The 12,206-nt window shown below is 58.2% G+C and carries 11 protein-coding genes; 7 read left to right on the plus strand and 4 right to left on the minus strand.

What is annotated here, in order from left to right:
• Nucleotides 1-126: 126 nt before the first annotated feature.
• The 5 genes from ASD04_RS17510 (at nucleotide 127) to ASD04_RS17540 (ending at nucleotide 6,558) form a co-directional block, all read left to right on the plus strand.
• Complete coding sequence (locus ASD04_RS17510) at nucleotides 127-1,035, plus strand: tyrosine-type recombinase/integrase (RefSeq protein WP_056259842.1); 909 nt, start codon at nucleotides 127-129, stop codon at nucleotides 1,033-1,035.
• 1 nt (nucleotide 1,036) lies between these two features.
• Nucleotides 1,037-2,239: an IS91 family transposase gene (locus tag ASD04_RS17515; protein WP_200940295.1), complete on the plus strand. Its 1,203-nt coding sequence runs from the start codon at nucleotides 1,037-1,039 to the stop codon at nucleotides 2,237-2,239.
• A 1,341-nt stretch (nucleotides 2,240-3,580) separates the two neighbouring features.
• Nucleotides 3,581-4,543 (plus strand): ABC-three component system protein, encoded by a 963-nt coding sequence (locus tag ASD04_RS17530; RefSeq protein WP_056259850.1) that lies wholly within the window; start codon nucleotides 3,581-3,583, stop codon nucleotides 4,541-4,543.
• A complete protein-coding gene (locus ASD04_RS17535) occupies nucleotides 4,530-4,778 on the plus strand; it encodes an ABC-three component system middle component 8 (RefSeq protein ID WP_056259852.1) in 249 nt (82 codons plus the stop codon). The genes ASD04_RS17530 and ASD04_RS17535 overlap by 14 nt, the downstream gene beginning before the upstream one ends.
• Nucleotides 4,765-6,558 carry a DUF2326 domain-containing protein gene (locus tag ASD04_RS17540; protein WP_056259854.1) on the plus strand — a complete coding sequence of 598 codons (1,794 nt, stop codon included), beginning with the start codon at nucleotides 4,765-4,767 and terminating at the stop codon, nucleotides 6,556-6,558. The genes ASD04_RS17535 and ASD04_RS17540 overlap by 14 nt, the downstream gene beginning before the upstream one ends.
• 38 nt (nucleotides 6,559-6,596) lie before the next feature.
• Here the strand turns inward: ASD04_RS17540 and ASD04_RS17545 are convergent, their stop codons facing one another.
• Nucleotides 6,597-6,998: a hypothetical protein gene (locus ASD04_RS17545; protein ID WP_056259856.1), complete on the minus strand. Its 402-nt coding sequence runs from the start codon at nucleotides 6,996-6,998 to the stop codon at nucleotides 6,597-6,599.
• A gap of 399 nt (nucleotides 6,999-7,397) precedes the next feature.
• On the opposite strand from ASD04_RS17545, the gene ASD04_RS17550 reads away from it, so the two are divergent.
• A complete protein-coding gene (locus tag ASD04_RS17550; RefSeq protein WP_056259857.1) occupies nucleotides 7,398-8,249 on the plus strand; it encodes a hypothetical protein in 852 nt (283 codons plus the stop codon).
• 128 nt (nucleotides 8,250-8,377) lie between these two features.
• Here ASD04_RS17550 and ASD04_RS17555 read toward each other — a convergent pair whose 3' ends face one another.
• Nucleotides 8,378-9,235 (minus strand): hypothetical protein, encoded by an 858-nt coding sequence (locus ASD04_RS17555; protein ID WP_056259858.1) that lies wholly within the window; start codon nucleotides 9,233-9,235, stop codon nucleotides 8,378-8,380.
• A gap of 120 nt (nucleotides 9,236-9,355) precedes the next feature.
• Nucleotides 9,356-10,009 (minus strand): hypothetical protein, encoded by a 654-nt coding sequence (locus ASD04_RS19550; RefSeq protein WP_156461319.1) that lies wholly within the window; start codon nucleotides 10,007-10,009, stop codon nucleotides 9,356-9,358.
• Between the two features lie 400 nt (nucleotides 10,010-10,409).
• Here ASD04_RS19550 and ASD04_RS17560 point away from each other — a divergent pair, with 400 nt between their 5' ends.
• On the plus strand, nucleotides 10,410-10,808 hold the full coding sequence (locus ASD04_RS17560) for a hypothetical protein (RefSeq protein ID WP_156461320.1): 399 nt from the start codon (nucleotides 10,410-10,412) through the stop codon (nucleotides 10,806-10,808).
• Between the two features lie 186 nt (nucleotides 10,809-10,994).
• Here the strand turns inward: ASD04_RS17560 and ASD04_RS17565 are convergent, their stop codons facing one another.
• Nucleotides 10,995-11,996, minus strand: a complete 1,002-nt coding sequence (locus ASD04_RS17565; protein ID WP_056259862.1) for a tyrosine-type recombinase/integrase — start codon at nucleotides 11,994-11,996, stop codon at nucleotides 10,995-10,997.
• Nucleotides 11,997-12,206 lie beyond the last annotated feature (210 nt).

Here is a 12,206-nt window from a genome sequence, read left to right on the forward strand (position 1 = left end):
GAACTAACCCGCTGCGCGGGAGGGTGCGCGTGGTGAGGTGATGGCAAGGCACCAGCGTCACGGCTTGATTGAGGATCGCCTGGTTCAGGCGTTCCCTTTTGGCTCCTTCAACCCAGGAGCCCAACGATGACAACGCCCCTTCCCAATAGCCCTGTCAGCCCGCTGCGCCAGAAGCTGATCGACGATATGACCATGCGCCACTTCTCGGTGGCGACCCAGCGCAACTACATCCGTGACGTGGGGCGCTTCGCCAGCTTCCTGCGGCGATCGCCGGACACGGCGACCAGCGAGGATGTGCGCCAGTTTCAGCTCGCCCAGAGCGAGGCCGATGTTCCCGTGCCGACCATGAACAGCGTGGTCTCGGCGCTGCGGTTCTTCTTCACCAACACGCTCGACCGACCCGATCTGGCCCGCAAGCTGGTGCGCGTGAGCCGGCCCCGTAACCTGCCGGTGGTATTGAGCCGCGACGAGGTGGCGCGCCTGCTCAACGCAACCACCAGTCTCAAGCACCAGGCGGCGCTGTCGGTCGCCTATGGCGCCGGATTGCGCGTGGGTGAGGTCGCGATGCTCAAGGTGCGCGATATCGACAGCGAACGCATGCTGATCCGGGTCGAGCGCGGCAAAGGTGGGCAATATCGCAATGCCATGCTCTCGCCCGATCTGCTCACCCTGCTGCGCCAGTGGTGGCAGGTCGGCCATCGCCAGGGCGTGCTGCACCGCGACGGCTGGCTGTTTCCGGGCCAGCACGCCCTCAAGCCGATCAGCACCAGGCAACTCTATCGTGTGGTCGTCGAGGCGGCTCATGCGGCCGAGATTACCAGGCGCGTTGGGCCGCACACATTGCGGCACAGCTTTGCCACCCATCTCCTGGAGGACGGCGTCGATATCCGCATTATCCAGGCGCTGCTCGGTCACGCCAAGCTGGAGAACACCGCCCTCTACACCAAGGTGGCAACGCGCACGGTGCGGGCTGTGACCAGTCCGCTCGACCGCCTGGGCATCTTCGTTCCGACGGAGGAACCACCCGACCCCTGAGCTGGTGCGCACCACCATCGAGGTTGCCGATATCTTCCGGGCTGCCGGTCCAGCCTATCGCGCGGCCCAAGCCGGGCATCTGAGCCTCAGCCAGCTCAAGGTCATGTCGGCGATCGAGACCTGCCGCACTGCAGCTCTGGGCGGTCACGTCGAAGCCTGTTCCGACTGCGGGCATCAGCGGATCGCCTACAACTCCTGTCGCAACCGGCACTGTCCGCGGTGCCAGGGCGCGGCGGCACGCACATGGTTGGAGGCCCAGGAGGCCAATCTCCTGCCGGTCGGCTATTTCCACGTCGTGTTCACCCTGCCGGCCGAGGTCGCCGATATCGCCTTCCACAACAAGGCGCTGGTCTACGACCTGCTGTTCAAGGCGGCGTCCGAGACCATGCTGACGATTGCCGCCGACCCAAAACATCTGGGCGTCCGCATCGGCATCACCGCCGTGCTTCACACTTGGGGTTCGGCCATGACCCACCATCCCCATATCCACATGATCGTGCCCGGTGGCGGCATAGCACCGGATGGGCGGTGGCTCTCGTCGCGCCCGGCCTTCCTGCTGCCGGTCAGGGTTCTGGGCGCGCTGTTCCGCCGGTTGTTCCTGATCAGGCTGCTCGACCTCCATGATGCCGGAAAGCTCGGCTTCTTCGGCAAACTGGCAGGGATCAGCGACCGCCGTGCCTTCGTCCGTCACCTCGCCCCGGTCCGCAGAAAGCGTTGGGTGGTCTATGCCAAAGCGCCCTTTGCAGGGCCTGAGGCTGTGCTCGCCTATCTCTCGCGCTATACCCACCGGGTCGCCATCTCCAACAGCCGCCTCATCGCGTTCGACGAGGCCGGGGTGACCTTCCGCTACAAGAACTATCGCCGCAGCGGCGCCGATCGGCAGCAGGTCATGACCCTGACCGCCGACGAGTTCATCCGCCGTTTCCTGATCCACGTTCTGCCGCGCGGGTTCCACCGCATCCGGCATTACGGCCTGCTCGCCGGCTCATCCCGTAAGGACGCTCTCGCCCATGTCCGCGATCTGCTTGAGGTGGCGCCGGCGCCGGACGAACCGCCGACCGCCGAGACTTCAGACCCGCGCCCCCCTTGTCCCTGCTGCGGTGGCACCATGGTGATCATCGAGACCTTCGCTGCATGGTGCCAGCCGCGGGCGCCGCCAACCGCCCGACCACCAACCCGGGAGACCGTCCATGACCCGGCTTAACCGATCACGTCCTCAGACCGCGATAACACCATCGCAGCCTGCGAGAGACCTCGCGCCCCTCCATACATGGATCGTCATCACCCGCTCGCTCGGCCCTATCTGTCGCGGCAGACTCCAACTCAGCGGCCGCAACATTGACCTATCCAACCCTGGCGCTGCAGCCCGATCACACCATTTGGGCGGCCCCCAGACTGGCCAAATCGGGAAAAACCCATAGCTCCCATCCCGTGGCTCGCGGGTTCGTTCTTCGGGGACTTTCGGGCGCCTGCCGGCAGCCGAAACTCTTCACGGAAGCTCTATCTGTCGCGGCAGACTCCAACTCAGCGGCCGCAACATTGACCTATCCACCCCTGGCGCTGCAGCCCGATCACACCATTTGGGCGGCCCCCAGACTGGCCAAATCGGGAAAAACCCATAGCTCCCATCCCGTGGCTCGCGGGTTCGTTCTTCGGGGACTTTCGGGCGCCTGCCGGCAGCCGAAACTCTTCACGGAAGCAGCCTGTCCGCTTCTAGGCAGCGCGTGTTGGAAAGCAGCCATCCGGGGAGCGTTGATCCCGACGGTTCATATGGACGTACGAGAGACTGTCCGCGGTGGGGCGTTCCGCACGCTAACGGACTATGCCAACGCGATCACTGCTGCTGCTGCCGCGGTGCCGGACAGGGTGGTTGGACCGCCGGTGGAGCTTAGGGTGAAGGGAGGCCTGTACGCCGATCTGTTGCGCGCCAACGAACTGACTTCGGCCTAGGGCCACGAGGCCAGCACGCGGTTCCCCCGTTTTGGCCCGTACGAGAAAAATGAGGGTCGCCGCCTTGATTGAGCGGCGGCTCTTTGCCATGCAGGCTCGGCTCGGCTCGGCTCGGCTCGGCTCGGCTTTCGGTGTTGAAATGCCCAGCGTCTCGGGATGCGAGTCGTTGCCGAAGGCGTTGAGACTCCCGATCAGGCGGATCGCCTGTAAGAGTTGGGCTGCGTCCTGGACCAGGATATCTCTACTCGAGACCGTATCTGCGTGCGACCTCGCGCTAATCCTTGTTCATGAATACCTCCTTCGTCCCAAAATTGAGAGCTCATGGGAGATGTCCCGCGAGTAACGACATATCTAACCGCCTGTTGGAAACCGGTTGTGGGCAGAACGGAACGGTGTCCGAGTATTGAGGCCTCAACGACCGGGCAGTAACAGGCAGGCGATTGATGTAGTTGGGACAGCACCCACGCCAGCGGGCCGTTCAGTTGCGCGTGATCAGCCGGCCTCTCTCGACCCCACTGGAAATTTTGCTCAACGATGAAACCATGTTAGCCCATGGTTGGCATAACGAGGCTCGGAATCGACAAGCGGGGGCAATGTGAAGTTCGCATATGAGGACCTCAGCGAAGATCAGTTCGAGGAGCTGATCGTGCTTCTCTGCCAGCATCTGCTCGGCAGTTCTGTCAAAGGTTTCGCAAAAGGACCCGACGGCGGCCGAGACGCCAAGTTCGTCGGCACGGCCGAACTTCATCCCAGCAAGGCCTCTCCCTGGATCGGCACGGTCATCATCCAGGCCAAGCACACGAATGGATATAACCGCCATTTCAGTGAGACCGACTTCTTTAGTGCAAATTCAGCGGACACCGTGGTCGGCAAGGAGGTCCCGCGTGTGAGCAAGCTACGCGCGGCCAACCAGTTGGACCATTACATGCTGTTCGCCAATCGGCGTCTCTCGGGGAATGCCGATCAGGCTATCACCGGGCACATCGCCAAGGCGTGCGGCATCTCCGAAAGCTCAATCTACCTCTGTGGTACCCAGCAGCTTGAATCATACATGAAGCGGTTCCCCAAGGTTCCGGCCCTTGCCGATCTTGACCCGGTGGACTCGCCCCTGATCGTTTCGTCGGACGAGTTAGCCGTTGTCGTGGAGGCCATTGCTGGCCATCAAGCGGACCTGACGGCTGTCCTTGACGCTCCTCCAAGCGAGCGGACCTCCTATGAGCTGAAAAACAAGCTCAACAATATGAGCGAGCAATACGCCAAGGAACTCCGGAAACGTTACCTCAAAGACACGGCGCAGATCCGGGCGTTCCTGGCGGCACCGGAAAACCTGGACATTTTGAAATCATACGAAGTGACTGCAGAAGAATTCCAGTTGAAGATCATCACCAAGCGGAAGGATTTCCAAAATTTCGACTCTGTGATGGAGTATCTGCTCGACCTGTTGTTCGCTCGAGACCCGGTCCTTAGGCAAAAGCAACACAAGCGACTGACGCGCGCTGTGCTGTTCTACATGTACTGGAATTGCGACATTGGGGAGGTCGCCGATGCTGAAGCCTAGCAAACACGCCCATCCCGATCGCACCGTGGTCAATGTCGCTCTTATGATACTGACCCGGCTGCGCGCACTGCGCCTCTGTGGTTACGAGGCGCTGCTCGCTTTTATTCGCAAGAATGTGGTCGGCGGCGACGTCCTGTTCTTGCCCTCGCTCAATTTCCTCTTTCTGCTCGGTCTGATCGAGTACCATCCCAAGACCGACGCGATCGAATATGTAGGGCAGAATGAAGCCATCTAAGCTTTATTCCAGTCGTCCCGACGTGTTCGGGGCCGTGCTGTTCGAACCGGATCTCAACGTAGTCCTGGCCGAAATTCGGCTGCCGGAAAATCGCGATCGCGACACGCATAACCTCGGCAAGAGCACATTGGGGAGGATGCTGGACTTTGGCTTTCTCGCCAGTCGAAACGCCAAGTTCTTCCTGTTCAAACATCTCGAAACTTTTGAAGACTTCGTTTTCTTTCTCGAGATCGAATTGCTCGACGGAAGCTATGTGACGGTCCGGCGCAGCGTTGCGGAAGCCACCAAGATAGCGTTCAAAAAGCATCTCGCGCGCGATCAGGACTTCTCGACGCTTCCTGACCTCGAATGGGACCATTGCGATGTTCCATTCGACCGGGCCAAGGACCTTCTGGACAGTTTCCTCGACTTCCGCGCCGTGAAGCCGTGGCCCTATCGTAAGGGCCTGGGGTATTTCCTGCGGTCGCAGGAAGACTACGGTGACGTTTTCCAGCTAAGCAAATTCGCCAACGCTCATGCCGAATGGAAGCCCTTCCTTGCTCACATTCTCGGTTTCGATGCTGACCTGCTGACGCGGCACTACGCCAAAGAAGCTGAGCTCGAAGAGACCGAGCAAAAGGCTCTGACTATCCGGCAGGAAATGGGCGGTGAAATCGAGGACGCCGGCAAGGTGGATGGCCTCCTCCTGCTTAAGCGGCAGGAAGTCGAGAAGAAGCAGGGGTTGCTGGATGCCTTCGATTTCCGTGGGCAGGACAAGACTGTCACCAAACAGCTCGTCGATCAGGTCGACGAGCGCCTGGCTCTGCTCAATCAACGTCGCTATTCGCTTACCCAGAACCGGAAAAAAGTTATCGCCTCGCTCGAAGAGGATCAAATCCTGTTCGATCCCGAAGACGCCGCCGAATTGTTCCGCGAAGCCGGCGTGCTGTTCGCGGGGCAGATAAAGCGGGATTTCAAGCAGCTCATCGACTTCAACAAGGCGATAACCGAAGAACGGCACGGCTATCTGGTTGAAGAGCGCGCCGAGATCGAGGCGGAGCTGAAATCGTTGAATACCGAGATCAACACCCTGGGCAAGCGACGTTCGGGAATGCTGGCTTTCCTCAGCAGCACGGACGCCTTCGACAAATACAAGCGTCTTGCCAACGAACTGGTCACATTGCGTGCCGATATCGAAGGTTTGGAACGCCAACGCGGCTTCGTGCAGCGCCTGGCCCAGCTCCGGACGGACATCCGTAATCTCAAGGATGACAAGAGCCACCTCCAATCAGCGATTGAGGCCGAAGTGGAAGCGAAGAATGCCGACGAGCAGAGCTTGTTCTCTCGCATCCGCATCTACTTCAACGAAATCGTTCAAGACGTCATCGATCACCAGGCCCTACTCAGCGTCGTCGTGAACCAGTACGGACACTTGGATTTCAGGGCAGAGTTGCTGAACGACGCTGGCATCGCGACCAGTGCAGATCGCGGTTACAGCTACAAAAAGCTATTGTGCATCGCCTTCGACCTTGCAGTATTGCGTGCCCATCTCGACGAAGCGTTTCCGCGCTTTGCTTTCCATGACGGCGTGTTCGAGTCCCTGGACGACCGGAAGAAGGAAAACCTGCTCGCCGTAATCCGCCGCTACACAGGTATGGGCCTGCAGTCGATCATCACGTTGATCGATTCCGACCTGCCTCCGCGTGAAGCGAACGATCCAGTGTTCACGCCGTCGGAGATCGTGCTCCGCCTCCACGATGAAGGTGACGATGGCAGGCTTTTCAAAATGAGCTCCTGGTAGTCCATTGACGCTGGACGCCCGGGAGCCCGGCTGGAGGATCACTTCAGGTCAGACGGCGTCGTGTGGAAAGGGAGTTGCAGCTTCTCGCGTTGCCGGATGTCACGAAGTGCTGCGGCGAACGTCCGTTCGACCTCTTCCAGGCCGTCCAGTGTCCAATGATGCAGGGCCATCTCGTGGACTTGGTCTGTGGTGCGTCCAGGACCGGCGCGCTGGACTACCAAACCGATGAGGCTGTGGATCGTCTCCTCTGTCCTGTACCTCTCAACAAGCGATGCGGACAAACGGCCGCTCGTCGACATGTCCACCTCGTCGATGATGTCGTCGATTTCGACATCCCCGCCGTCGAGTGCCGCCGTCAAGGCCGTGCCGGCGATCTCGGCAAATTCAGTGCCGTCGAAATCACCCAATTGTATGGCTTCTAGAATTTCGTCCTTCGTCATGCTGACCTCCAACAAGGAGGGCTAGAGTGGGTCGCCGGCACTGAGCCGTAAACCTCGCTCGGACCCTCGCGAGACCCTCACAACCCTCTCTTTCCACAGCAATCTCGGTTAAGGACACGCTGCTTGCCCACGGTGACAAGCCATTCCCGTAGCAAGAACCGAGGAACGTAGTGATGTCCCATATCGTCGATGCATCCCCTTGTCCCACCGACAGAGTTCGCACAACCGGGATGGCAAACGAAATGGCAAAAGCGCATCCGTGTCTACTTGCGCCGATGTGTCGGTTATGACGCCTACAATTGAGGCTCGCGAAAGCGATTGCGGTGGCCGAAAGAACTGGCTCAATGAATAAGCTGATCAGCTCATTTTCCGATTCACTAGAATTCTTGAAAAACTGCAATGGCCGAATTCAATCGAATGACTATCGTCGCCGCCGCGGAAGTAATTTCGGACACCCATTCCCATTCCGACATCAACGTCATCGAAGTCGAGTGGAACCTTGCGCATCGCGGTGGTGGCAGCAGTAAGTCTGACAGGATCGCGCGACTATCAAGTGCAGCGATCGAAGAGTTGGGCAAGGTCATCACCACTTCAGGACTCGTTACGATCGAGCGGGCACTGGTAGAGCGAGCGCTGGAAAATTACTCCGGCGCCTACGACAAGCCGTCATGGCTCCGGCTAAAGGCAGGACTTCGTTTCGATGGCTTCGATGTCATTGAACCTGCGCCGCCGGCCCAAACGTTTGGCTTCGGCCGCATGCCGTCGGAACCCGCTACCCTGGTCAGGATGTTGCCGAACGACATCCCAGGTCTCAACATGCGGGAGGCTGAAAGCGAAGTACTGCAGCTCCTTCAGAAGCATGGTCTCGTTGTTGCCGCCGGCCATTTGTCGCGGGCAACGTCCGCCTTTCAGCGCGGCGAATGGTCTGGCGCGAACGGCGAACTCCGCAACTTCTTCGAGAGCTATCTCAACGAGACCGCCGACAGGTTGGGTGCCACCGCCGGCATGGACAGCAAGCAAAAACGGGATTTCCTGGGGTCTGGTGTGACCCCTCCATTCCTTCTTTCAGATTACAACGAATGGCACGCCAACAGTCAAAAGCCGCAGTTCGTCCAAGGATTGATGAATCGCATGCATCCACATGGCGGACATCCGGGTTTGTCGGAGGAGGAGGACGCCACTTTCCGCCTTCAGGTCAACCTGATCACTGCACGCCTGTTTTTGCGTCGGCTGGACCGAGGTCCCTACTGAAGGTAGTCGCCTAAGGATTTAAGATCGCCTTGCCTCGCTTTTCCCCCTCGAAGCGCTCGACGGACGACCTTGCTCGAGGCTCCGACCCCGTAAAGCGATCAACGCGATCGAGGAGCCCGACATGCAGGCTATGCGGTTCGCTCTGCCCTTCCCATCCGGGGCGCTTCCACCGACGGGCTGTCAGGTTCAACGGCAATGTTTATGTGTCGATAGACACGCCCGTCCCTTGGGTGATCGGCGGGCATCAGCATCTTCTTTTGCGAAACGATGACGATGTATCGCAATGTCCTGAGTTCAGTCCCGCCCAATAGGCTGGAGGAGTACGCTTCCGCCTGCAACACCGCATCATGTGCCAAATTTTCTATCTTTTGAGAACGAGCAACCTTCCACTCGGTAAGGATAGAGCCTTGTGTGAACCCCAACGAACCAGTCGAAGGCTGCTCGCCCAACACTAGATCGGTGGCCCTGCCACTCACTGCCTTGAAAGCATAGATTCCGTGCCAAAGCAGGTGGGCGGCACCTAACTTTTCACATTGCGTCTCACCAGAATTGAAAGCCTCCGACCATTTCCTTTTGGCGTCCGGGTCGGCAGCGATAAGCCATTGCAGATGGAGGAAGGCGCGCTCCGAGAGAGACCGAATAATCGCGTCCCGATCGGATATTAGGTAGTTTGTCTCGGCAACAATGCTGTGGAGGAGAACTGCAGCTTCACCGACAAATCCCTCGAGATTGGTTTGCATATCGACCTCGAAGATCGCGCGAAGCCGCAACATTGAGGCCCAATTTATCGAGGTCGAAGGAAGCACAGCTCCTGGCGAACCGGCGTATGCGATCAAAGTGCCGTAGATGCTTTTGGCGATCGGGAACAGCTGCTTTCCCTGGCTGCCATTGGCAATCCCACCGTGGAAGGATGACCACAGCCGCACCGCATCGACAAAACCCTCTACCCTAGCAGCTATCGCCTTCCATTCGCTATTTTCTGTCATCACGCCCCCATGCAAACCAGTTTGTCCGCTTTTGGTTTATCTCAATAACGGTCTCAACGGCTGAAATGGGGCGCTTTACCGCCTAGGTCATCCCAAGCTACCAATTACTATTTGTCGCGCTTATGGAACCTGCGTGCGTTTACGCCTTCGAACAGGAACCATCAGCGCCAGCCCAACCGACCATGATGCGGATATCAGGAACGGCTCAAGGCCAGACCACAAGGGCCAAGCCTGAACGTGTAATTGGGAAAGCGCTTCTAGAGCGGCCGCATGTTCCGCCGAAGCCTCTTCGAGCCGTTCGATGGACTGTCTCCATATCCTGTCGGTGATTTCACTCAAGCCATCATCTGTGGGTGCAAACGGTGAGGATGCAGAATCCCACTGCGTCGTCGCATAGCTTCCAATTTGTTGGAACACATGACAGGCAAGGACCCGCTCCGCGTTGATCTCGTCGAAATCTGAGGGCGACGAAGATGTCTTCACTGCCGGAAAGTTACAGAGATAGTCTTCCGACCATGCAACCCGATCGAGAATTTCCCTGCCTGCCCGGCCCAATCTATCCTTTGCCAATTCCTCTCTGACTGCGTTGACGTCTGTTAGTCCCGAGTGAAAACTCGTGATTAGCGCAGCTCCGCCCAAGAAAAGAGAGCCGTATCCTACCCAAAACCGGAGCTTTTTGTAACGCACGAAGTGAGCCAAGACATGACTCGCGGCAAACACTGACGCTGTGAACCAAAGCAGGGTCCAGCCGTCACCCATCCAGTCAGGGAGCAATTTCAATCTCGTTCGATGTTTGCAAGATGATCGAAGGTAGTAGGACGGCAGTTCATTTTAAGACAGGTTAAGATGACCGAGACACGACGGTGGCGTGTCCCTTGGTAGGTAGTCGCGTGACCCGACTGAACGGCTGGAACGGGGCGCGAGGCTGCTAAGAGCGGTCTCTGGAGACACTGGCTGCCTTGCTGTTGGGCAGCGATGTGATTCGGATATTGCTTCTCCCAGAGCGTGTGGCTTCGCCAATGTGTGTCATTGACGCAACATCGTACTCCTTTGTGACATGTAACTGCATATGCATTTAGTGACAGGAGGGCGTACATCGTCCCTTTGAGGGCTTTACCGAAGGAATATTCTCAGCAAGCTCTTCCTTGGCTACGATATTTTTGGGGCTTGCTGAATGATTGACCACCCAGAATCCCTTTATCCCTCGTTGACACCACTGGCGGTCCAGGCGCGATGGAAGGTGCCAACCGAATTCCCATGCTGCCCAGATGAGTTCACGGACGACGGTCTGATGCTCTACGCCTCAAGATTGTCGTTCGGCACGATTTTCGCCCAGAATAATCTTTCCACCAGCCTAGTGGTGGAACACCGGCTTCGGGACGACGATTTGATCGTGCTCACGCGCTTTGATGGCGAGGCCATGAAGGATTGGGCAGTGGCCCACATCTCTGTCCTCGAAGGCCGCTTCCTTCACCGCAGTGAGTTCACCTTTTACACCCTCCAAGGCGCGTTGAAGCACTTTTGCGCACTGGCCGGGGAGCAGTTTGGGGAATCCATGGACGACTACTGCTAGAGGCCTGCAATCGGCGAAGCGCTGATGCAAGAACGTCACAGCTGTATCAGCCTAATGCTGTCGCCTCTAACCCACTCTGCCGGTAGCGGCCGGTGGGGTGGGACGTCTGCTTTCAGGCATCAGCCAGGGGTGCCTGAACGGCTCAAATGGGCGGGATGAGAGAAAACTCAATCTGTTGTACTTTAACTACGGCTCCGGCTCCTCAAAGGCCAACACATTGGACTTTGGACTTCCCAATTTGGCGTATTCTTCCGGTGTTGGCTTGCCGAACTCCCTCACCTCCCCCGACGTCCACACTGCCGTCATGCTGCCGGTGCCGCTTCCGCCCGATTGCTTTCGAGCGTATCTCCCGCCAGTCCTTGTGGACGCATGCCCCATAGCTTTTGCTACCTCAACGGGTGACCAACCTGCTTTCTTTAGGTCCGCAGAGAACCGGTGACGAAGCGTGTAGGGGCTGATGGTTAGCGGCAACTTTGCTCTCGCGGCTGCTCTTTTGATGTCGTCGCGCAGCAAGTCGGGCCTACGAGAAAACAGCAACTTACCGCCGGCTTTTTTTACCAAAGCCAAAAGCTTTGCGGTGAGGTTCCACTTGCGCGCATCATGCCGTTGAGCGCGGCGCTCGTGACCAGTGGCTTCGGTATGCTTTGCCCCACGTATGTGGATATCCAACCCGTGGTCACCGGACGCCTGCAGCGTAACGCCTCTTTCAATCTCTGCCGGGCGCACACCCGCGATCGAAAGAACAAGTATGCCAATGAGCCCCGCTTTCCCTGCCGCTTCAACAAGTCGGTCCCGAAAATCTCCCGTCTTGCTCAAAGCCTTCAGGCCGATTTTTTTGCTTTTGCCTTTTTGTGAGCGAGACTGTTTTCGGGTTTCAGCCGCTATGCTCTTGACCAGCTCTGCGTACACACGCGCCTGGTCCAGGCGCCACCCGAGGTTGGTCTCACCTCGGGCCGAGGCTTCATCGATGTCGGCTATGCTCTCCGCCAACGAGAACCTTAGGCGCCAAAGGAGTGCAGCTTTCCTTTTGTAGAAAGTGCTGTTGGGTGCCGAACGGAGATAGGCCACGAAGTCACCACCGACCGCCCTATTGATGCGCCCGTAGTCCGCCTGGGTGCTCAGAGCCAAGTCGAATTTCATGTCCTTGATCTGGTCCGCCGAAAATTGGCGTAGCTCGTCGAGCGTCATAACACCCTCGGTGTTTGTCTCTGTGTAAACCAGATAACTCCAGATCTCAGGGTTTCAAGTTTCGCCGCAAATTAATCTGCTCACTCGTAAATTTCGGTCAGCCTGTTCCTGAACCAAGCCCATCTTACCCGACTGCAAAAGGGCATCTTACCCGACTGATAGAAGGTGTTCTTCAGCTCAAAAGCCGGTGTTCTTCCTGGCCGTATTGTC

Source organism: Devosia sp. Root436, assembly GCF_001426345.1.
Taxonomy (GTDB): domain Bacteria; phylum Pseudomonadota; class Alphaproteobacteria; order Rhizobiales; family Devosiaceae; genus Devosia.